General features: G+C 61.9%; 18 protein-coding genes. 7 read left to right on the forward strand and 11 right to left on the reverse strand.

What is annotated here, in order from left to right:
• Positions 1–413: 413 nt before the first annotated feature.
• Positions 414–1,457 carry a class I SAM-dependent methyltransferase gene (locus tag JOH52_RS08140; protein WP_010970310.1) on the forward strand — a complete coding sequence of 348 codons (1,044 nt, stop codon included), beginning with the start codon at positions 414–416 and terminating at the stop codon, positions 1,455–1,457.
• A gap of 125 nt (positions 1,458–1,582) precedes the next feature.
• Here the strand turns inward: JOH52_RS08140 and JOH52_RS08145 are convergent, their stop codons facing one another.
• From JOH52_RS08145 to JOH52_RS08170, 6 genes are all read right to left on the reverse strand, one after another.
• Positions 1,583–2,782 carry a tetratricopeptide repeat protein gene (locus tag JOH52_RS08145; protein ID WP_010970309.1) on the reverse strand — a complete coding sequence of 400 codons (1,200 nt, stop codon included), beginning with the start codon at positions 2,780–2,782 and terminating at the stop codon, positions 1,583–1,585.
• Between the two features lie 141 nt (positions 2,783–2,923).
• Positions 2,924–3,418, reverse strand: coding sequence for a hypothetical protein (locus JOH52_RS08150; protein WP_013844878.1), 495 nt, complete (start codon positions 3,416–3,418; stop codon positions 2,924–2,926).
• Between the two features lie 98 nt (positions 3,419–3,516).
• On the reverse strand, positions 3,517–4,869 hold the full coding sequence (locus JOH52_RS08155) for an HlyD family type I secretion periplasmic adaptor subunit (protein ID WP_010970307.1): 1,353 nt from the start codon (positions 4,867–4,869) through the stop codon (positions 3,517–3,519).
• Between the two features lie 2 nt (positions 4,870–4,871).
• Positions 4,872–6,959 carry a type I secretion system permease/ATPase gene (locus JOH52_RS08160; protein ID WP_013844877.1) on the reverse strand — a complete coding sequence of 696 codons (2,088 nt, stop codon included), beginning with the start codon at positions 6,957–6,959 and terminating at the stop codon, positions 4,872–4,874.
• Positions 6,960–7,062: 103 nt separating this feature from the next.
• Entirely contained in the window at positions 7,063–9,117 is a 2,055-nt protein-coding gene (locus JOH52_RS08165; RefSeq protein ID WP_010970306.1) for a hypothetical protein, read from the reverse strand.
• A 137-nt stretch (positions 9,118–9,254) separates the two neighbouring features.
• Positions 9,255–9,806, reverse strand: a complete 552-nt coding sequence (locus JOH52_RS08170) for a hypothetical protein (protein ID WP_010970305.1) — start codon at positions 9,804–9,806, stop codon at positions 9,255–9,257.
• Between the two features lie 1,010 nt (positions 9,807–10,816).
• On the opposite strand from JOH52_RS08170, the gene JOH52_RS08175 reads away from it, so the two are divergent.
• The gene (locus JOH52_RS08175) at positions 10,817–11,605 is read left to right on the forward strand and encodes a helix-turn-helix transcriptional regulator (protein ID WP_013844875.1); all 789 of its coding nucleotides are present in this window, start codon (positions 10,817–10,819) and stop codon (positions 11,603–11,605) included.
• A gap of 89 nt (positions 11,606–11,694) precedes the next feature.
• Here JOH52_RS08175 and hppD read toward each other — a convergent pair whose 3' ends face one another.
• Positions 11,695–12,807, reverse strand: a complete 1,113-nt coding sequence (gene hppD / locus JOH52_RS08180; protein ID WP_003536763.1) for a 4-hydroxyphenylpyruvate dioxygenase — start codon at positions 12,805–12,807, stop codon at positions 11,695–11,697.
• A 130-nt stretch (positions 12,808–12,937) separates the two neighbouring features.
• Here hppD and JOH52_RS08185 point away from each other — a divergent pair, with 130 nt between their 5' ends.
• On the forward strand, positions 12,938–13,417 hold the full coding sequence (locus tag JOH52_RS08185; RefSeq protein WP_003536762.1) for an Lrp/AsnC family transcriptional regulator: 480 nt from the start codon (positions 12,938–12,940) through the stop codon (positions 13,415–13,417).
• 22 nt (positions 13,418–13,439) lie between these two features.
• Here JOH52_RS08185 and JOH52_RS08190 read toward each other — a convergent pair whose 3' ends face one another.
• Positions 13,440–13,886: a MarR family winged helix-turn-helix transcriptional regulator gene (locus tag JOH52_RS08190; protein ID WP_010970303.1), complete on the reverse strand. Its 447-nt coding sequence runs from the start codon at positions 13,884–13,886 to the stop codon at positions 13,440–13,442.
• Between the two features lie 79 nt (positions 13,887–13,965).
• On the opposite strand from JOH52_RS08190, the gene hmgA reads away from it, so the two are divergent.
• The 4 genes from hmgA (at position 13,966) to purU (ending at position 18,137) form a co-directional block, all read left to right on the forward strand.
• On the forward strand, positions 13,966–15,327 hold the full coding sequence (gene hmgA, locus JOH52_RS08195) for a homogentisate 1,2-dioxygenase (RefSeq protein ID WP_010970302.1): 1,362 nt from the start codon (positions 13,966–13,968) through the stop codon (positions 15,325–15,327).
• Between the two features lie 80 nt (positions 15,328–15,407).
• The gene (locus JOH52_RS08200) at positions 15,408–16,424 is read left to right on the forward strand and encodes a fumarylacetoacetate hydrolase family protein (RefSeq protein ID WP_003536759.1); all 1,017 of its coding nucleotides are present in this window, start codon (positions 15,408–15,410) and stop codon (positions 16,422–16,424) included.
• A gap of 11 nt (positions 16,425–16,435) precedes the next feature.
• A complete protein-coding gene (maiA, locus tag JOH52_RS08205) occupies positions 16,436–17,089 on the forward strand; it encodes a maleylacetoacetate isomerase (protein ID WP_010970301.1) in 654 nt (217 codons plus the stop codon).
• A 163-nt stretch (positions 17,090–17,252) separates the two neighbouring features.
• On the forward strand, positions 17,253–18,137 hold the full coding sequence (gene purU, locus JOH52_RS08210; RefSeq protein ID WP_003536756.1) for a formyltetrahydrofolate deformylase: 885 nt from the start codon (positions 17,253–17,255) through the stop codon (positions 18,135–18,137).
• A 384-nt stretch (positions 18,138–18,521) separates the two neighbouring features.
• Here purU and lpdA read toward each other — a convergent pair whose 3' ends face one another.
• Genes lpdA through JOH52_RS08225 form a run of 3 tightly spaced genes read right to left on the reverse strand, consistent with a single transcriptional unit; the run spans position 18,522 to position 22,220 of the window.
• A complete protein-coding gene (gene lpdA / locus JOH52_RS08215) occupies positions 18,522–19,916 on the reverse strand; it encodes a dihydrolipoyl dehydrogenase (RefSeq protein WP_010970300.1) in 1,395 nt (464 codons plus the stop codon).
• Between the two features lie 6 nt (positions 19,917–19,922).
• Complete coding sequence (locus JOH52_RS08220; RefSeq protein ID WP_010970299.1) at positions 19,923–21,203, reverse strand: dihydrolipoamide acetyltransferase family protein; 1,281 nt, start codon at positions 21,201–21,203, stop codon at positions 19,923–19,925.
• Positions 21,204–21,206: 3 nt separating this feature from the next.
• Positions 21,207–22,220, reverse strand: a complete 1,014-nt coding sequence (locus JOH52_RS08225; RefSeq protein ID WP_013844873.1) for an alpha-ketoacid dehydrogenase subunit beta — start codon at positions 22,218–22,220, stop codon at positions 21,207–21,209.
• Position 22,221 lies beyond the last annotated feature (1 nt).

A 22,221-nucleotide genomic window follows, 5' to 3' on the forward strand; every position in this document is an offset into this window, starting at 1 on the left:
TCGCTTTGCGCCGCCCGCCGCGAGGCTGAAACTCCTTGCGGCGATCGGCGCGTCCTGGATCACGATGATTTAGATCGGATCGACCTGAAACCATGAACGTGATCGATTCTAAAAAGTTGAGACGCGGGGCGCGGGCGGAAAACCGCACACACTTTTCCTTATCCCGCTCTTGTCGTTTCACGCCCCATCCAATCCCAACAAGCCCTACGAAGACAGCCAGAAACGTCCGGCACAATAGTCGAGGCAAATTAAGTTTTGCTGAATTGGCAAAGATCAGAAGAGCGTTCAATAGTGTATTGAAACAATCCAATGGCTGTTTTTATTAACCATATTATTCGAAAACTTGAAACCCGGCTGGCGCGGTGCCGCGTCCTGCGCATAATGTTAACAAACAGTTAACGGATGAGTAACGCGTGAGCCAATTTCAGATCGTACTAGACGGCGAGAGCCTCATTACGCCCGCCGCCATCGCAACCGAATTCAATTCCCAGAGAATCGAGTTTTACGAAGAACAGCTGGCGACAGGAAAGGCCGAGATTGCGCTGATTTTGAACATCGCGCAGCAACAGTTCGGACAAAGGCGAGACCCTGCGGAGATAATACATAGGATTGCCGGGTCTCTTCATGAGGCGCGCAACAAGTATCAGCCGAGCGTCTGGCAGGAGCTGATACCACTGGTGCAGAATCACGCGGTATCGGACTTCTTCCTGCAGGACCCGTTTACGCGCTGGTCGTTCGAAAAGCCCCGAGGTTATTCCGGCGACGCCCAGTTGCTCGACTTCATCTATGGACATCCGAGCATTGCCGGGGAGGTCGCAAAGGCCACGCCGCTCGGGCGAGCGCTCTACGATTACACCAAGGAGGCCTCGTCTTCGGTGGCCGTGCGGGAGCGGCGCGACCTGCTGACGCGCCATGTCGATGAGATTGCGGCGACACGGGGAGGGGAGGCCGAGATCCTGACGATCGCGGCCGGGCACCTGCGCGAGGCCAACCGCTCGGCAGCCTTGCGGGATGGAAGCCTGAAACGGTGGGTCGCCCTCGATCAGGATCCGCTGAGCGTCGGTTCGATCGCGCGCGACTTCATGGGAACACGCATCGAGGCAGTCGACGGGTCGGTCAAAAGTCTTCTCACCAGGTCACAGGAGCTCGGCCAGTTCGATTTCATCTACGCCGCCGGGCTTTACGATTACCTTACCGAAAAGGTGGCGGTGAAGCTCACGCGCAGATGCCTGGAAATGCTGAAGCCGAACGGGGTCTTCCTCTTTGCCAATTTCGCGCGCGACATCCATGTCGACGGCTACATGGAAACTTTCATGAACTGGGCGCTGCTGCTTCGATCGGAGTTCGACATGTGGCAGATCATCCATGCCAGCGCTGACAGGGAAGCCATCGAAGCGCGCGTGCAGTTCGGTGCGAACCGTAACGTCGTCTACGGCATCATTCAAAAGCGTTCATAAGGCAGAGCGGGAGTGCGTGCGGTTTTCCGCCCGCATCCCCCTCCAACCTGTTGGACTCGTTCACAGCGACTGCGCGCGCCCCGGCAGGGCGCGCCGCTGTGGCGGGGTGCAAACAGGAACCGGCTTCAGTGCTTCAATTTCGAGGCCTTCCAGCCATATATCGACGGTGTCGCATGCAGATGGGCCGATGAGCCCGCGGGCAGCAGAGGTGTCAGGAGCGGCTGCGCAGCTGCCGTCAACCGATTCGCATCCTCGTGCGCTTGCGTCTCCTGTTCCTGCTCCTCCATGCCGGCGACACCCATCAGGCGGATCAATATCTCCTGTGCCCTTGTCTTGCAGAGGAAGTGGTTCGCGTCATCGGATACGATGTCGTGGAAGCTCTGGAAGGTGGCGATAGCGGCATCCCTTTGGCCTGAAGCCAAGCGCGCGACCGCGAGTTTATAGCGCAGGATGCCTCGATGCGGATAGCGGGCAAGCAGCTCTTGAAACGTCTTGCCCGCCTTGCGGTAGGATGCCTGCGCCATTTGCGTGTCGCCGAGCCAGTGGAGAACGTCGTCCGCGTTCGGCACCGCCGGCAGCAAAGTGCGATAGAGATGCTCCGCCTCCACATAGTCGCCAACGTCGCTCAAGAGATGCGCAAGGCGACAGCGTGCCTCGATATGTCCCGGAACGGTGCGGATCAGCTGCCGATACCCCGCTTCGGCTCCGTGGAAGTCGCCGAAGGCGTGCAGCGCCACCGCCCGCTCCAATACGATGCCGAGGCTGCGGCGATTGAGACAGTCGCGCAGGTTCCTGCCCGTGAGGGTTCTGAGAAGCATACTGCGGAGGCGACGCCCGCAGGCGTCGATCCTCTCTCCCTCGTCGGCGGTGTCGACGCGCGCAAACTCCCCTTCGGGAAAGGCATCGAGCAACCGGTCGAGCCGCGCCGAGGCCGCGCCGCAACGGTCGAACCGGATGCTTGTCCAGTTTTCGGAAGCGAGGATGCCGGCGAATGCGTCTGCCGCCTCGCTTTCAAGGCCAGGTGTGCAGAGGAAACCGGTGCGTCCGGTTCCGTGATTGCCGATCATCAGGATTTCGTCGACGAAGAGTCCCGTGTCCTCGTCCTGAGAGGTCGCCAGCTCGAGCGGCAAGAACGCGTCGTACCGTTTTCCGGCGGCGCGGTGCTTCCAGGCCAGAATGAGCCACCTCTCGCGGTGCGGAAGGTATTCCTGCAGCCAGGGCCAGGAGAGAAAAGCGTGCGCTTCCGGATCTGAACGATATATCTTGTTCCAGTTTCTATGATTTTTTTTAAATTCTTCGATGCAGTCGATAACGTGGACTGTCATTGTCGCCTCTTTGAGGCAGTATACTCGATACTCGCCAAAATCGTTACGTTAGTGAATAATTGAATATAATAATGCTTCTATTCAGTATACACCGTCCAACTGCGCAGGACAACCACCGAGTGCCGGTATTCGGCTGCTCCCCTATATGGAGCGCTCGTCGAAGTTCGGTCTCGATCGAATGAACGTCCATAGACGTTTGCTGATATCGGTGATCTCGCGGACCGCATTGTCGAGACGCGCCATCTCGCGTGCATCCAGCTGCTCGACCTTGCCGTAGCGCACATCCTTCTCGCCTTCGACGAGCCGCATCAGCTGCGTGCTCGAAATCTCGCCCTGCTCGTCGACGGAGTAGATGCAGTGATTGTACTTGTTGCGCATCTTCGATTGCTGCTTCAGGCGCTCGGTTATGGCGAGCACCTCGTCGCGAGTCGCCACGGGGATCCGCGGCAGCTTCGCCAGACGCTCTGTCAGATCGATACGCGCGCGGGTCGTATTCAGCGTCAGGAAAACGACGATGGCCGCGTCCTTTTCCACCCCCAGAAGGTGGGCGATCACGTAGATCAGCAGGCTTTCGGTGTTGGTCCACACGTAGTTCAGGCGACCAACGAGCAAAAGCACATCCTGTGCAGCCGCCATGGCGATCTCCAAGCGGTCCCGAGAATGATGCGCCAGGACCGGATTTGCGCAATTGCATTTTCCGCCGATCGAAACCGGCTTCCATCGATGTCCTGCATTCAGGTCTCCTTGAACGCGCGCGACATGCTGTCTGTGATGGGCTTCGTCAGATATTCGAAGAAGGTGCGCTCCGAGGTGGTGATCAGCACCTCGGCCGGCATGCCGGGCACGGGGTGGAAGCCGTGGATGCGTCCGATCTCGCTCGCCGGCACTTCGACGCGCACGATATAGACGTCGCGCTGCTGGCCGCCGGCTACTTCCTCCTCGATCGAATCCGCCGACACGTAGAAGACCTTGCCTTTCAGCACCGGCGTCGTGCGGCGATTGAGTGCCGAAAGCCGGATCGTCGCGTCCTCGCCGACCTTGAGCTGATCGATGGCGGTACGCAGCAACTGCGCCTCGATGATCAGCGGCACATTGGCCGGTAGGATCTCCATGATCGGCTTTCCGCTTGCGATGACGCCGCCGGCCGTATGGAAGTAGCTGCGCACGACGGTGCCGTCGACAGGCGAGCGGATGGTGGCGCGGCCGAGCACTTCTGACGCCTCCCGAACCTGCTCGCGTACGCCGTCGAGATCGGCCTCGGCCGCTTCGAGGCCATCGAGCGCCGCCTGCTTGTTGGTATTGACGGCGATGACCGCCTCCTGGCGGTAGCGGTCGATCTGCGTGTAGCTCTCCTTGACCTCGGATTCGAGCCGGCCGATCTCGCCGATCGCGTCGGCGATCGCGCGGTCCAACGCCATGAGTTCCGGGCGCCGGATCAGGCCCTTGTCGGCGAGCTTGCTCTTGGCCTCCCGCTCCTCGTTGAGAATCTCCAGCTGCCGGTTGAACGATGCCTGCTGCAGAGCGTATCCCCTGGCCCGGAATTCAAGCGAACGGATGTTCTGGTCGATCAGGTTCAGCTGGTCGCGCAGCTTGATCTTCTTGCTCTGAAAATTGACGTTCTGGCTTTCCATGATGGCGCGGACGTCGGGATCGTCGGCCTGTCGGGCGACAATTTGGGGTACGCTGAAGGCGTCTTCGCCCACCGCCTCCGCCCTCAACCGCCCGACGACTGCCTCCAGGCGGAGGCGCTTGAGGTTGAGCATACGTGCGTTGGCCCGGGCGACCGTCTGGTCGAGCTTCACGAGAATGTCGCCGGCCTTGACCTTGTCGCCCTCGGCGACCAGCAGTTCCTCGATGATGCCGCCTTCCAGATGCTGGACGATCTTGTTGTTGCCGTTGGCGACGAAGCTTCCCTGCGCGATGATTGCCGCGGCGAGCGGTGCCGCGAAAGCCCAGTAGCCGAAGCCGCCGAAGGAGATCGCGATCAGCGCCAGGCCAAGCAGGGTGTGGAGCCGGATCGAACGGGGGACCTCGGCATACCACTCCGCCGGATTTCGAGGTTCGCCGCTCCGCTTGTCGCTTTGCATCGTCACTCTCCGTGAATGCGGGATTGCCCGCGGTCGCCTTCGGCCTTTGCGCCAAGCGCGGCGAGCACCTCGTTTCGGGCGCCGAACATCGCCACGGTGCCTTCGTGCAGCACCATAATCTTGTCGACACACTGCAGGAGAGCAGGGCGCTGCGTGATGGTGACGGTGGTGATGCCCTCCTTCCTGGCATGCAACAGCGCGCGGGCAAGTGCGGCCTCGCCATTGCTGTCGAGGTTCGAATTCGGCTCGTCGAGGACGACGAATTTCGGATTGCCGAAGAAGGCGCGCGCCAGAGCTATGCGCTGTTTCTGACCGCCCGACAGCGGGGCGCCGTCAGCGGCGACCACGGTCTCGTAGCCTTGCGGAAAGGTTGCGATCAGTTCGTGCACGTCGGCGAGCACCGCCGCCTCATAAACCAAGCTGTCGTCGACATCGTCGCGCATGCGGCAGATATTGGCCTTGATCGTACCCGGGAAGAGCTGGACGTCCTGGGGAAGGTAGCCGATGCTTTCGCCGAACTGGCGCTGATCCCAGTTGCGCAGGTCCATGAGATCGAGGCGAACACTGCCGGACGTGGGCAGAATCGAACCGACCAGCATCTTGCCGAGGGTGGTCTTGCCGGAGCCGGAATTGCCGATGACCGCAAGCGATTCCCCCTTTGCCAGCGAAAAGGAGATGCCGTTCAGGATCACCCGCTTCTGCGGCGGCGGGACGAAGAGGATGCGCTCGACGTCGAGCCTGCCTTCCGGCTTCGGCAGGCGCAGCCGCGGGAAGTTCAAGGGCGAGGTGAGCAAGAGCTGCCTGATGCGCTGATAGGCGGCACGCGAGTGATTGAGCTGGTTCCAGCCTTCGATAGCCCCTTCGACGGGCGCGAGCGCACGCCCGGCAATGATCGAAGCGGCGATCACCATGCCGCCGGTCAGTTGCCCTTCCATCGCCAGATGCGCTCCCCAGCCGAGAAGTGCCACCTGGGTGAACATCCGCACGGCCCTGGAGGCGCCGGTGAACATTATGTTGCGGTCCTGAGCGTAGACCTGCGCCTTGAGCGAGGCCGCCGTCTCCTGGCCCCACATCCTCACCGCTTCCGGAATCATCGCCATGGCATTGATGATCTGGGCGTTGCGCGCCATCGAGTCGAGATGAAAATTGGCCCGGCCGAGCGAGGCATTGGCTTCGCTGAACGGTTTTGTCGTCGCCTTCTGATTGAGATAGGCGATGACGAAGAGAACCGTACAGCACAGGATGACGATCATGCCGAGTTGTGGCTGTATGAGGTAGACCACGATCACGAAGAGCGGTGTCAGCGGAGCGTCGAGGAAAGCGGTGAGCGTGCCGGAGGTGATGAAGGCGCGAAGCTGCTGCAGGTCGCCCAATATCTGGTAGTCCCGGCCGCTTCCGTGCAGCGAGGCTCGGGCTGCCGCACTGAGGATCGGTGTGCCGAGCTGGACCTCGATTTCGACGGCGGTGCGCATCAGGATGAAGCGGCGGATCGCGTCGAGAATAACCTGGAGCGCCACGGCGCCGAGCACGGCGATCGTCAGCATGACCAGCGTGTCCTGCGAGCGGCTGGTCAGGACCCGGTCGGATATCTGGAACAGATAGATCGGGATGGCCAGGACCAGGACATTGATGGCCAGGGTGAAAGCGATGACGATCAGCATGTTGCGCCGGACAGCGGCCATGCCGTTGTGCAGGCTGGCGGCGAAGTTCGCCGGTCCCATGCGCTTGTGAAGCGTGCTCCGGCCGCCGCCGTTTTCGCTCGCTTGCCCTTCACCCGTTGCGCTCGGTTCAACCGGGCGAAGGTCGCCTTGCTTCATCGGGCCCGGATCATTGTCGATCGTTCGCGGCAGCCCTGGGGGTTGCCGGCGTCCCACCTTGGGAACCTCGCCCTCGTTGCGGCACGCATCGGTCGATGCCGATGCTTGCTCTCGCTCCGAGAAGCTTGCCGCGGCTGCCTTTCCGTCCGACCCTGACCGCTTTCCGAAGCGTGTGACAGCCTCGGCTTCGGCCGTCCCGGGCAGCTCCAGCCGTGCGACATCGTGGCGCTGCGGCTTGCCTCGCCCGGCATACCACTTCGACATGTCGTTCATGCTCGCTCCCCTGCGCTTGCGCTTGAAGTCGTTTCGGTTCGAACCGTCCAACGGGTCTTCCGTTCGAACCTGTGCAGTCCCAAGGGCTCGAAGCGGATCGGCTTCAAGCCAGTATCGTATGCATGACGTCGCTCCACTGGCTCCCGGACTGGTCGGTGCCGACATCGCCGTCCATGTCTTCGCCTTGCCGCGCCGTATCCTCGCCGATAAAGGCGATGAGTTCGGTCGTCAGACCGCCACTTTCCCGCTGAAGGTCCGGCATCCCGTCGACTATTCCCGATTGAATGAGCACCGCGTCGGAATAGGACCCGCCTCCGACATAGGTCGTCCCGCTGGAACCGTCGAAGTCGATGATTTCGGCGACATTAACGACGGCATTGTTTCCCGTATGCACCGTGACCGAGGCCTCCGATCCATCTTCGAGCACCTTGCCGACGGCATACGAGACGGCATCGGCGTCGCCGAGAATGCTGACCTGTTGGACGATCGTGATGTCGTAGAGATTGCCGGTGATGAACAGGATGTGCAGGTCGGCATAGCCCTCGAAATCATGGTCTCGCAGGAGTTCGTCCGGCAATGTACCGTCGCCCTCGCGCATCTGGTCGGCGGCCTCATGAAAGTAGTCCGGCATTGCCTCAAAGCGGACGCCGGAGCTCACGTTTTCGATCGAGGCCATGTTCCAGACGAGATTGCCGCCCGTGTCCAGCGCGATGCCCTTGCCGGCGGATATGCCTGCGATCTCGTCATTGTCGTAGAGGATGGAGATCTGGCTGATGACGTTGAGATCGACTAGCCGGCCGCCGACGAGGACCAGATCGTAATGCTCGGCAATGCCGAGGAACGATGCGACGTTCACTGCCGTGTTGCCGCCGCTGAGTACGGTCGTCTCCGCACCCGTCCTGGTGACGGTCAGCCTGTCATTGTCGCTGACGAAGTTGTACTGCTCGATCCAATGGACGAGGGAAAGGTCGCCTTCGACGACATTCACCTGCCAGTTTTTTGGGAATGTCGGAGATTCGGCCGGAATCTCCGGTTCCCCGGGAAGGCTCGCCCCGGATTCGCCTCCCCCGAAGCTTGCTATGTTCAGTGCGACGGTCGTGGTCATCGTCGCGCATGTACCGGAGATCGCGCCGTCGAGCGTGTCCCTGTCGGCATAGACGTAGGATTGCGAGATGACATCGATTTGATGGTAGTCGCCCATCACGGCGGTCACGGGTGCGGCCGCGGCAGTGCCGACGACGCTGGCAACATTGGCGACGACATTGGTCCCCGCGTCGATGTCGAGGTCGCCGTTCTGAAGCGGTTTGTCGAGGGGCGTCTCGGCGGGGTGCGCGGTGTGCTCTCGCCCGGGAAGATTGTCGCGCAGTTCCGGCGCGGTCTCGGCGCGGGTGCCGTTGACATAGGTGCCTTCAATGCGCTCTGCGATGAGAACGGCATCGCCCGACTCGTTCTTCACCAGTTCGTCCGGAGAGGCGGCTTGCGGAAGGTTCTCCGGTCCGCCTGTCGCGGGCGCGGCCGGAACGGCCTGTTGGCTGGTGCCCGCCATGGAGGCAAGTGCTTCAAGGTTCGCCACCCCTGCGGCGAAAGAGGCGGGCGCATCGGCGGCGCCGATCCGCGCGAAGGGCGAGGCTTCAAGGGCTTCCGCGAGAAAATCTTCGAGCGTTTGGTCAACATGCGTCAGGTTGCGCGGTTCCACAAGCATGCCGGTCAGGTTCACGACATCGTCGTCATGAAGGGTGCTTGCCTGATAGATATGGCTGAACACCGGGTCGGGACCCGCAGGAGGCATCGTACCCGACGCTTCGGGGCCGTTGCCGGAGATGCCGTGGTCCTCCCGGGACCGGACATCCACCTGTCCGGCTTGCGCCGCGCCGGCCGGTTGGTCGAGGTGATGCCGTGACGGGGCTACATGATCGGCGGAGTCGAGCCGGGCGATGTCGTAAGCCCGGAGTTCGTAGGAGATATCGGGATCGTAGCTTTTCAACGCGAAGTCAGACCGGAAATCAGGCGATTGTACGTAGTCGGAATCTTCCTTTTGCACAGTCTTCGGGGTTTCATATCCCTGCAGGTATTCAAATCTTATACGCGCGTCATCGATAGCCGTGTTGAACAGCCCTATGAAATGCGCAACGATCTCGTTGATCTTCTCCGAGTGCATTGTCCGATCCTTCCCCTTTCCGCAGCAAAGGGTGCCTTCGACCTCTTTTTTTCTTCAAACGGATACGAGTGAAGGAAACGTGCGGGCGTTCGCCCGCGATCGGTCTTCCCCGTTGCACGGCCGGAGCATCCGGTAATTCATTCGACGTCGCCATCCGACCCCGCCGGGATCACGCCCGGATCGCCAACGATGGTGCTGACGTCGGCGTTGCTGAGAAGGTTCGCGCCCTGGACGATTTCGTGGTGGAAGTCCGGATTTACCGGGCCTGGCGGCGTCTCCGTCGAGGGGTGGGACGCATCCTCGCCCTTGAGATCCCAACCATCCGGGGCGAGGCCGTCGGCACCAGGTTCTCCGCTACCTGCGCCGGGATCGGCATTGCCGCTCTTGCTGACGTCATAAGCACGGTCCTGATCGGCGAGGCTATTGGCCTGGGCGAGGCTGAACCCGGCTTCGTAGATGCTGGCGCCATTGCCCAGAACATTGTCGACGTCAAGGGAAAAGGAAAAGCCGTCGCCGAGGGAGAAGGCAAAGTCGCCCCCGGCGGTCTCGGTGAGACTGGTGCTGCCACCGGCAACCGACCTGCTGGACGTGTTCGTCGCTACGCCATCGGCAAGCGCACCCGTCTTCAGCTCGTCATCGGCACTGAAGTTGTCGTGGAGCCCAAGATTCTTCTGTGAGGAATCGGGCATAAGCACTTCCTCATAAGAGGGGGAGCCAGCACCGAAACCCTTCATCTTTTATAGGATTCTTGAGGCGCTGGCTCTTTTGGCGGTTTAGCGGAAATGAAATCTTCCGTCTCTGCTTGCAATGTCATTTTGGCGCGATACTAAGCGCCTAAATTTATACGTATGATAAATTCATAGTCATAAGATTTGGCATATAAACGTAAGTATCTATACTTCCGATCTTCTACGCGAAACAACGACCGAAGACGCACAAAATGTTGGTGCGACCATTGGAGTGTGATCTGGAACGCTGCTGAGTGAAAGCTACCTATTGTGGTTATGAGACTCGGCACCGGCCGCCTCGGAATTTTCGCCTTATATTCGATGCGCCGCAACCGAAGCGCTCGTTTCGAGCGCAGCTCGCGCTTCCCTCGCCATGGCTGTGCATATACATTGATCCAGCCGCTGCGCTAAGAAACTGAAAATACTCGAGAATGTTGATCGGAGTCGTGCAGGTCGTTTGCCGGGGCCCGCTTGGAACGCGGGAGTGAAGGCCGGCTGCAGGAATCCGTGGCGGAAAGTGCGCCGGCCACCTGCGTCAGCACCCGATCGAGTGTATTGGCCGCGGCCCGCATTACCTTCGCGATAATCCGATGTGAGTATCGACCTCGTCAAACGGAGTGGCGAATACTTGTCCGAGTTACTGCGAAGAACTTCGCGGGACTGACGAGGCGTAAGGTGCGGCACCCCTCAAAACCGAGGGCCCGGCGAAAGGCGCGAGTGGCGTTGCCGATCCCGTACGAATTTCGCGGATTCGCCCAAAATTGGTTCGTTCTTGAACGATTTAGACAGGATTGTGGCCGCCACCTAATCCTTTTGGGCGGTTTTACATCCCCCATATTTACGATACATTAGCCAACATAAATTCTTTTTTTCCAGAAATTTTTTTTATCCAAGCAATTTTCACAACGCGGGCCTTTCTCCACATGGGTAAAAAACCCGTAAAAACCAAGGGGAAGTCCGAGGAGGGGATAATGTATCGTGCGAGTTCGGGGTTGGGCGGGTTCGAAGACAGCAAAAGTGTATTACCGAAAAAAAGCAAAATAGTCATGCTAGCCAGGACGGACCTCTTCGCCGAGTGTCTGACCCAGGCGATCGGGGCGCGTTTTCAGGACCGGGAAGTGGTGCGGCTTTCGGACGCCGACAGCCTTCTGGACGGCAACCTCGTAGATGTGACGCTGGTCATGCTCTACCGCGTGCCGACGGCAAACTTTCCGTCGATCATCAGGATGATCCATGAGTTTCATCCGAAAGCGGCGATCGGCCTGCTGGTCGACAACGCGGAAGGGCTCGACGCGTCGGTTTCGCACCTGGTCGAGGAGGGGATGATCCACGGTGTGTTGCCCCTGAATCTCCACCTCGATGTCTGCCTCACCGCCATAGACCTCCTGATGAAGGGCGGCGAACATTTTCCCGCCGCACTGCTCAGGCGCCTCGCGCCGAAGAATCCTGGAGAGCGGGACCTCGCCACCCGGAACGAGACGGCTTCTGAAAATGTCGATCCGGAGCGCAGGAAAGGATTTGGCCAGGTCGTCCTTACGACACGCGAAATCCAGATTCTCGATCTCATCTGCATGGGCACGCAGAACAAGATCATCGCAGATCGCCTCGGACTGTCCGAAAACACCGTCAAGGTGCATGTGCGCAACATCTACAAGAAGATGAACGTGCGCAATCGCACCGAGGCGGCCTCGCGCTATTTCAGAAACGACGGAGGCATGGGCCCTTCCCTCACGCCCTCGCCGACGCGCTGGCGCAACTGACCGTTCGACCCTAAGACAAGGCTGCCGCGCGGCGTCTCTACGCCGCCCGGCAGCTCTATGTTTCCGGCCATACTGGACATCAGCAGCCGCTATTCCGCGGCCTCGTGGCCAAGGACGCCGCGCCGGATCTGGTCGGCTTCGATCGATTCGAACAATGCGCGGAAATTGCCTTCGCCGAAGCCCTCGTCGCCCTTGCGCTGGATGAATTCGAAGAAGATCGGACCGATCACCGTTCGCGAGAAGATCTGCAGCAGGATCTTCGTCATGCCGCCATTCACCACGCCCTCGCCGTCGATCAGGATGCCGTGTGTCCTCATCCGGTCGATCGGCTCGTCGTGTCCGTGAACGCGCTGATGGGACATTTCATAATAGGTTTCCGGTGGCCCCGGCATGAACTTCAGGCCGTTTTCGGCGAGTTTGTCGGTCGCATCGTAGATCGCCTCGGTACCGACGGCGATGTGCTGGATGCCTTCGCCTTTGTACTTCTTCAGATACTCCTCGATCTGGCTCGTGTCGTCCTTCGATTCGTTCAGGGGAATGCGGATCTTGCCGCAGGGCGAGGTAATCGCCCGGCTGACGAGGCCGGTGATGCGGCCATCGATGTCGAAGAAATGGATCTGCTTGAAATTGAACAGTTCGCGATAGAAGGCCCACCACTTGTCCATGTTGCCGCGATAGACGTTGTGGGTCAGGTGGTCGAGATAGTAGAAGCCGACGCCGGGCGGCTTCGGATCACGCTCTCCCAGCCATTCGAACTCGGCGTCATAGGCCGATCCCTTTTCGCCGTAGGCTTCCACGAAATAGAGAAGCGAGCCGCCGATGCCGACGATCGCCGGCACGTCCAGGCACTTGTTGTTGCCGGTATAGGCTTCGGCGCCCTTGGCGACGGCGTGCTCGAAAGCATGCTTCGCGTCGACGACGCGCCAGGCCATCGACGGGGCGCAGGGCCCGTGCTCGCCGACGAAGCGCATGGCATGCGATCCGGCTTGCGCATTCAGGACATAGTTGATATCGCCCTGCCGCCAGACGGTGATGTCCTTGGTCTTGTGCCTGGCGATCGGCGTATAGCCCATACGGCCGAAGAGCTCCGCAAGCTTCTCCGGCTCCGGGTGGGCGAACTCCACAAACTCGAAACCGTCCGTCCCTGCGGGGTTCTCCGCCGAAATCGCGGGGGGCGGTGCGTCATGTGGGAACGGGCCCATCGTCAGTCTCCTCTTATCCTCCAAACTCTGCTGGATTATGGCGCAGTTTCGATGCATGGTGCTTGTATTCTTGCGTGATTCAGCAGGATCGGCGCATGAATTGTGCAGAGAAGCGTTTGAGGGTGCATGAATGGAGCTGCTTGACGGATTCGATCTCAAGATCCTGAGCGAACTGCAGCGCGACGGTCATCTGACCAACAACGAATTGTCCGAGCGCGTCGCGCTGTCTCCTTCGCAATGTTCGCGCCGGCGTACGCGCCTGGAGGCGGAAGGCTTCATCACCGGCTACCAGGCGCAGATCGACCGTCAGAAGCTGGGGCTCGATCTGATGGTGGTGATTTCGGTCACGCTGGCCACGCACAATCGCGACAATGCCAAGCGTTTCGCCAATCTCGTTTCGGCTCTGCCGGAGGTGCTGGAGGCCTACGCGCTGACTGGTGAAATGGACTACCATCTGCGCGTCGTGACGCCGGATCTTGCCGGGCTCTCCCGCTTCGTCAACGAGGTGCTCCTGCCGCATGACAGCGTGCAGCACGTCAAGACATCGATCGTACTGGAGACGCTCAAGAGTTTCGAGGGGCTGCCGATACCGGCGCGGATGAAGGGGTAAGCGCTAACCGTCCGCACCTTTGCTAGCGGTCATTGATCGCCCGCTCCACGGCGCCCAGGCCCTGCGAGAGCGCCTCCATATTCTCTGCCCCAAGCACGGAATGCAGCTCCGCCTGATAGTCGCTCGCAAGCTCGGTCAGCTCCCTATAGGCCTGCCGGCCCGCCGGCGTCAGCGCCAGATGCTCGAAACGGCGGTCCCGCCCGTCCTCCTCGCGCTTCAGCCAGCGGCGCTGCTCGAGGCTGAAGACCGCGCGGCTTACTTTCGTCTTGTGCATGGTGGAGTGCGCGCCGATTTCGGTTGCCGTCATGCTGCGGCGGGAGCTGCCGAGTGCCGCAAGCGTTCTCCATTCCGGGCGCGTCAGCTGGTATCGCGCTTTGTATTGTGCGGCAAAACGGAGGGCGACGAATTCCGCCGCCCGGTTCAGCCGATAGGGCAGGAAGTTCTCCAGTTCGAACCGCTCCTCGGCCATGGCTTTCCTTCCTTGATAGTTACAAAACTGACAGTTACGCTTGTAACTAATATAGCGAAGGAATGAGGAGGCTCAAGCCATGTTGGAGAAGGCGGAAAAACAGCGGCGGGCAGGTTCGGGTCAGCAGCGCGCAGCCGGCTATATGCCTGGATTCGGCAACGACTTCGAGACGGAAAGCCTGCCCGGAGCGCTGCCGCAGGGGCAGAACAGCCCGCAGAAATGCAATTACGGCCTTTATGCCGAACAGCTTTCCGGCTCACCCTTTACGGCACCCCGCGGCACGAACGAGCGCTCCTGGCTCTACCGGATCCGACCGAGCGTCCGCCACACCGGACGCTTCCGCAGGGTCGACTATCCGCATTGGAAGACAGCGCCGCATGTGGGCGAGCATTCCCTGGCGCTCGGGCAGTTGCGCTGGAGCCCTTTGCCGGCGCCCTCGGAAGCGCTGGACTTCCTTCAAGGCATCCGCACGATGACGACGGCGGGCGACGCGCTGACGCAAGCCGGCATGGCCGCGCATGCCTATGCCTTCAATGCCGACATGGTGGACGACTATTTCTTCAACGCCGACGGCGAGTTGCTGATCGTTCCCGAAACGGGCGCGATCCAGGTTTTCACCGAACTCGGCAGGATGGACGTGGAGCCGTCCGAAATCTGCCTCATACCGCGCGGCATGATGTTCAAGGTCACTCGCCTCGGAGAGGAGAAGGTCTGGCGCGGTTACATCTGCGAGAATTACGGCGCGAAGTTCACGCTCCCGGATCGCGGCCCGATCGGCGCCAATTGCCTTGCCAATCCGCGCGACTTCAAGACGCCGGTCGCCGCCTACGAGGACAAGGAAACGCCGTGCCGGGTACAGGTGAAGTGGTGCGGCTCGTTCCATATGGTCGAGATCGGCCATTCGCCGCTCGACGTCGTTGCCTGGCACGGCAATTACGCGCCCTACAAATACGACCTCAAGACCTTCTCGCCCGTCGGCGCGATCCTGTTCGACCATCCCGATCCGTCGATCTTCACGGTGCTGACGGCGCCTTCGGGAGAGGAGGGGACGGCCAATGTCGACTTCGTCATATTCCCGCCCCGCTGGCTGGTCGCCGAACATACGTTCCGCCCTCCCTGGTATCACCGCAACATCATGAGCGAGTTCATGGGCCTGATCTACGGGCGCTACGATGCGAAGGAGGAAGGATTCGTTCCGGGCGGCATGAGCCTGCACAACATGATGCTGGCGCACGGGCCGGACTTCTCCGGGTTCGAGAAGGCTTCCAACGGCGAGCTGAAGCCGGTGAAGCTCGACAACACCATGGCTTTCATGTTCGAGACCCGCTTCCCTCAGCAGCTGACGACGTTTGCCGCAGAGCTCGACACGCTGCAGGACGACTACATGGATTGCTGGTCCGGCCTCGAACGGAAATTCGACGGCACGCCTGGAATCAAGTGACTTCCGCCGCCGAACCGTGACATGCTGCAAATATCCGCGCCACCCGGCGAGGATCAACAACGCATCGGGAACACCACTCCATGAAACTCGCGACGCTGAAAGATTCCACCCGCGACGGCAAGCTCGTCGTGGTCTCGAAAGACCTGACCCGCTGCTCCGAGGTGGGTCATATTGCCCGCACGCTGCAGGCTGCGCTCGACGACTGGGCGCATGCGGGTCCGCGGCTGGAGCGCGTCGCCGAGGGGATCGAGACCGGGGCGCAGCCGACCATGCGATTTCATGAGCACGACGCAGCCTCGCCGCTGCCGCGTGCCTTCCAGTGGGCGGACGGTTCGGCCTATGTCAATCATGTCGAGCTTGTCCGAAAGGCGCGCAATGCCGAGATGCCGGCAAGTTTCTGGACCGATCCGCTGATCTATCAGGGCGGTTCCGACAGTTTTCTCGGCCCACGCGATCCGATCCTGATGGCCGACGATGCCTGGGGCATCGATATGGAAGGCGAAGCCGCTGTCATCGTCGACGACGTGCCCATGGGTGCGACGCTCGATGAAGCAAAGGCCGCGATCCGCCTAGTCATGCTCGTCAACGACGTCTCCCTGCGGGGCCTCATTCCCGGAGAACTCGCCAAGGGCTTCGGCTTCTATCAATCGAAGCCGTCCTCCGCCTTCTCGCCGGTCGCGGTGACGCCGGAGGAACTCGGCGAAGCCTGGGATGGCGGGAAGCTGCATCTGCCGCTTCACGTCGATCTCAATGGCGAGCCCTTCGGGAGGGCCAATGCCGGTATCGACATGACCTTCGATTTTCCGCAGCTGATCGTGCACGCCGCGCGAACGAGGCCGCTTTCGGCCGGCACGATCATCGGCTCGGGCACCGTTTCCAACAAGCTCGAGGGCGGGCCGGGCAGGCCGGTTTCCGAAGGCGGGGCCGGCTATTCGTGCATCGCGGAATTGCGCATGATCGAGACGATTGAAGGCGGGGCGCCGAAAACGCAATTCCTGAAATTCGGCGATGTCGTCCGCATCGAGATGAAGGATCGCACCGGCCATTCGATTTTCGGCGCCATCGAACAGAAGGTCGGAAAATACGAGCGCGGCTGAGGCCGGGCAGGGTGGAGACGGGTGTGGCGAACGAAACCGTGCTTTACGACTATTGGCGCTCGTCGGCGAGCTACCGGGTGCGGATCGCCCTCAACCTGTGCGGCGAAGCCTATCGCTCCGTCCCGGTCGACCTGCTCGCAAAGGCTCATCGCGCGCCGGAGCATCTCGCCCGGAATCCGCAGGGATTGGTGCCGGTGCTCGACATCGACGGCGAGCGCCTCACCCAGTCGCTCGCCATCATCGAATATCTTGCGGAGACGCGGGATGGGACGGGTCTCCTCCCGGCCCATCCCATCGACCGGCAACGCGTCCGCGCGCTTTCCTATGCCGTGGCGATGGATATCCATCCCGTCTGCAATCTCGGCGTGGTCGCCCGTGTGATGGCGGGCGCGGGCGACGGCGAGGCCGCGCGGCGCGAGTGGATGCAGAAATTCATCGGCGAGGGTCTCGCTGCCTTCGAGCGTATGCTGGACCACCCCGCGACCGGTGCATTCTGCCATGGCGATCGTCCGACGATGGCGGATCTCTGCCTTGTGCCCCAGGTCTACAATGCGCGGCGCTGGGATGTCGATCTTGCGGCCTGCCCGCTTCTGGTCGCCATAGATCGCCGCTGCGCCGGCATCGACGCCTTCCAGAGGGCGCATCCCGACCGCGCAAAACCTTAGATCCCCGTCGGGATGCGATTTCGTCATTCCGGACCTCGTGTGGCCTGTTCCGCCAAGCCGATGTCGCGAATGGATCGGCGGGCCGCAGATCGCCAAGCTAGTTTTTGCGCGACTGCCCGTGTAAGGGGGCGCGTGGGAACACCTCAAAACGAGAGATTCATCGATGAAGAGCTATGTGCTGACCGTCAGCTGCAAATCCACCCGCGGCATCGTCGCCGCCATCACCGGCTATCTCGCCGAAAAGGGCTGCTATATCAGCGACAGCTCGCAGTTCGACGATTTCCAGACGGGCCTGTTCTTCATGCGCCTCACCTTCATCAGCCAGGATGGCGCCAAGCTCGAAGAGCTGCGCGAAGGCTTCGAGCCGGTGATCAAGCGCTTCGAGATGATGATGGAGATCCGCGATTCCGAGGAGCGCATGAAGGTGCTGCTCATGGTGTCGCGCTTCGGCCATTGCCTGAACGATCTTCTCTATCGCTGGAAGATCGGGGCGCTGCCGATCGACATCGTCGGCGTCGTTTCCAACCACTTCGACTACCAGAAGGTGGTCGTCAACCACGACATCCCCTTCCACCACATCAAGGTGACGAAGGAGAACAAGCCCAAGGCCGAAGCCCAGCTGATGGACGTCGTCGAGCAGACCGGCGCCGAACTGATCGTGCTGGCCCGCTACATGCAGGTGCTTTCGGACGCGCTCTGCAAGAAGATGTCGGGGAAGATCATCAACATCCACCACTCCTTCCTGCCGTCGTTCAAGGGGGCGAACCCCTACAAGCAGGCCTATGAGCGCGGCGTGAAGCTGATCGGCGCGACGGCGCATTACGTCACCGCCGATCTCGACGAAGGTCCGATCATCGAGCAGGATATCGCCCGCATCACCCATGCGCAGTCGGCCGAGGATTATGTCTCGATCGGCCGCGACGTCGAAAGCCAGGTGCTGGCCCGCGCCGTGCACGCCCATATCCACCACCGCTGCTTCATCAACGGCAACCGCGTCGTCGTCTTCCCGCCGAGCCCGGGTTCCTACGCCTCGGAACGGATGGGGTGATCGTCAATCCTTGCCAACATTGGCATTACAGCGCCGCGCGTCTTATTAGACGCGCAAAGGTGGCTGTAGTACTTTGATCTACTGCATGTTTTTGTCCTTTAATCGGACACTATCAAAGGAAACATGCAGTAGCGGTCACCCACCCCCTCAACCGCCTGCCGGCACCTTCTCCCCGCAGGCGGGGAGAAGGGATATGCTGCGCCCGCTCGCTCCCTCGAACGGGGCGGTGAATGCGGGATTCAGTTGGCGCCGCTTGTCCCTTCTCCCCGCCTGCGGGGAGAAGGTGGCGGCAGCCGGTTGAGGGGCAATCCCGACCGAAGGAGGTTGAGGCGGTTGGGTTCCCGAGGGATGAAGCCGGCGCGCGGGAGGGGTTCGGGCGTCGCTTCAAATATGCAGAGCGTGCCCCAACGTCTTGAGGGCTGCCTCCTGGAAGGCTTCCGATTGGGTCGGATGCGCATGTATGGTGCCGGCGATGTCCTCCAGCCGCGCGCCCATCTCGATCGCCAGCGCAAAAGTCGCCGAAAGTTCCGAAACGCCATGGCCGACAGCCTGGATGCCGAGAACCAGGTGATTGTCGGCGCGGGCGATGACCCGCACGAAGCCGTCCTCGGAGAGCGTCGTCATGGCGCGGCCGTTTGCCTGGAAGGGAAATTGGCCGATCTTGACGTCGATGCCGGCGGCGCGCGCCTCTTCCGGCGAGAGGCCGGCGCCGACGATTTCCGGGTCGGTGAAGCAGACCGCCGGAATGCAGCGCTTGTCCCAGCTCCGCTTATGCCCGGCGACGATTTCCGCGACCATTTCGCCTTGTGCCATCGCCCGGTGCGCAAGCATCGGCTCGCCGGTCACGTCGCCGATCGCATAGACGCCGCGCATCGAGGTGCGGCATTGGTCGTCGATGCGGATGAAGCGGCCTGAGTGGTCGAGGTCGATTTCCTCCAACCCCCAGCCATCCGTCACGGGCCGGCGGCCGACGGTGACGAGGACCTTCTCCGCCGGGACCTCGAAGGCGCGGCCGTTCTCCTCGGCAAGCAAGCCCCGCCGATCGGCGGAGAGCCGTTTGGCCGCGGTGCGGGTGAAGACCTCCACACCGAGTTCGCCGAGCCGCTTCATCACCGGCTTCGAGAGATCGGCGTCGTATTGCGGCAGGATCCGGTCCAGCGCTTCGAGCACGGTGACTTTGGAGCCAAGCTTGGCAAAGGCGGTTCCGAGTTCGAGACCGATATAGCCGCCGCCGATGACCGCGAGCGTCTGCGGCACGTCCGTCAGCGCCAGCGCTTGGGTCGAGGAAATGACGCTTCCGCCGAAGGGGAGGTCGGGAAGCTCGACCGGCGCCGAACCGGTCGCGATTACGATTGCTTCCGCCCGAATGCGCTGAAGCCCGGTTTCCGTTTCTACATCCACCGTCTTGCCGTCTACGAATCGCCCTTCGCCGATGACCGCCTTGACGCCCGCCTTCTTCAGGAGCCCCGTGACCCCACCGTTCAGCCGTCCGACGATGCCGTCCTTCCAGGCGATCGTTCGCCTGAGGTCGATCGCCGGAGCACTCAAGGAAAGGCCGAGCGGGCCCTTGCCCGAGGCAGCCGCGCGCAGCCTGTGATATTCGTCCGCCGCATGGATCAGCGCCTTCGACGGAATGCAGCCGACATTCAGGCAGGTGCCGCCCGCCTTCGCTTTCTCGACGATCACCGTGTTGACGCCGAGCTGGCCGGCGCGGATCGCCGCGACATAGCCGCCGGGTCCGGCGCCGAGAACCAGGAGCTTGCAGGAGATTTCCTTCATGGACGCCTATCCTTCAACGAAAATCAGCGCCGGCGTTTCGAGCAGCGTCTTCAGGCGCTGGACGAAGACCGCGGCATCCCAGCCGTCGATGACCCGGTGATCGAAGCTCGACGAGAGATTCATGATCTTGCGCGGGACGAATTGTGCGCCGTCCCAGACGGGACGGACAGCGATCTTGTTGACGCCGACGATCGCCACCTCCGGATGGTTGATGACCGGCGTAGAAGCGATTCCGCCGATAGCGCCGAGCGAGGAGATGGTGATGGTCGAGCCGGTGAGTTCGTCGCGCGTCGCGGTTCCGGTACGGGCGGCGTCCGCCAGCCGGTTGAGCTCGGCCGCGCAGTCCCATATTCCGCGAGCCTCGGCATGGCGCACCACCGGAACGGTCAGCCCGGCGGGCGTCTGGGTGGCGATGCCGATATGGACGGCGGCGTGGCGGTGGATGACGCCGGCATGGTCGTCGAAAGTGGCGTTGACGCCGGGCTGCTCGGCGACGGTCTTTACCAGCGCGCGCATCAGGAAAGGCAGGATCGTGAGCTTGGCCTGCTCGGGCTTGCGGTCGCGGTTCATCGTCGCGCGCAGATCCTCGAGCGCCGTCATGTCCACCTCTTCCACATAGGTGATGTGGGGGATGCGTGAGGTGGAGAGCGACATCTTCTCGGCGATCCGGCGCCTGAGGCCGATCATCCTGACCTCCTCGACGGCGGTCTTGCGGACGAGGCCGGTCTGAGCCGGCAGCGGCTCGGCGCCACGGCTGATGAAGAGATCGAGATCCTCATGGGTGATCCGGCCGGCCGGCCCGGTGCCGGCTACCTGCCTGAGATCGATGCCGCTCTCTCTGGCGCGCAGCCGCACCGCCGGGGAGGCGAGCGGCTTTGCCGAAAGATCCGGCGCTTCGCGCGGCGCCGGTGCGGGTTTCGGCGCAGGCTTTTCAGGCTGCGGCGGCGCCTTGGCCTCAAGCCGGGAGGAGACGGCGACGGGCTCGTCCAGCACCTGTTCGGCCAGCGCCTCCGGGATGCTGTCCGGGGCAGCTTCACCCGCCTCGCCGGCGGTCTCGATCCTGACCAGCGGCGCCTTCACCGCGACCGTGTCGCCGACCTCCGCCCCGAGCCACAGGACCTTGCCGGTGACGGGCGAGGGGATTTCGACCGTCGCCTTATCGGTCATGACGGCGGCAAGCACCATGTCTTCGCGCACCGGGTCTCCGGGCTTCACATGCCATTCGACGAGCTCGGCCTCCGCGACACCTTCACCGACATCCGGCATCTTGATGATGAATTCACCCACGGGTCAGCCCTCCATCGCTTCGGCGAGCGCACGCCCGACGCGTGCCGGACCGGGGAAATAATCCCACTCCTGTGCGTGCGGATAGGGCGTGTCCCAACCCGTTACCCGGACGACCGGGGATTCGAGGTGATAGAAGCAGTGTTCCTGAACGAGGGCGGCGAGCTCGGCACCGAATCCCGAGGTCAGCGTCGCCTCGTGCACGACCACGCACCGCCCGGTCTTCTTCGCCGATTGCACGATCGTCTCGAGGTCGAGCGGCAACAGACTGCGCAGATCGATCACTTCCGCGTCGATACCGGTCTCCTCGGCCGCCGCGAGCGCCACATGCACCATCGTACCATAGGCGATGACGGTCACGCCTGAGCCCTTGCGGCGTATCTCGGCCTTGCCGATCGGGATCGTATAGTGACCGTCCGGAACGTCGCCGAGCTCGTGCTTGGACCAGGCCGTGACCGGGCGTTCGTGATGCCCGTCGAAGGGGCCGTTATAAAGCCGCTTCGGCTCCAGGAACATCACCGGGTCCGGGTCCTCGATCGCCGAGATGAGGAGGCCCTTGGCGTCATAGGGATTCGACGGCACGACGACCTTCAGCCCGCAAACATGGGTGAAGAGCGCCTCCGGGCTCTGGCTATGGGTCTGGCCGCCGAAGATGCCGCCGCCCGTCGGCATGCGCACGACGATCGGGCAGGTGAAGTCGCCGTTCGAGCGGTAGCGGATGCGCGCAGCTTCCTGCGTGAGCTGGTCGTAAGCGGGATACATATAGTCGGCAAACTGAATCTCGACGCAGGGTTTCAGCCCGTAGGCGGCCATGCCGATGGCGGTGCCGACGATGCCGGACTCGCTGATGGGGGTGTCGAAGCAGCGCGTCTTGCCGTATTTCGCCTGAAGCCCCTGTGTGCAGCGGAAAACGCCGCCGAAATAACCGACGTCCTCGCCGAAGACGACGACATTATCGTCGCGCGCCATCGACACGTCCATGGCGCTGCGCACCGCTTCGATCATCGTCATTCTGGCCATG

The organism is Sinorhizobium meliloti, from assembly GCF_017876815.1.
In the GTDB taxonomy this organism is placed as follows: Bacteria; Pseudomonadota; Alphaproteobacteria; order Rhizobiales; family Rhizobiaceae; genus Sinorhizobium; species Sinorhizobium meliloti.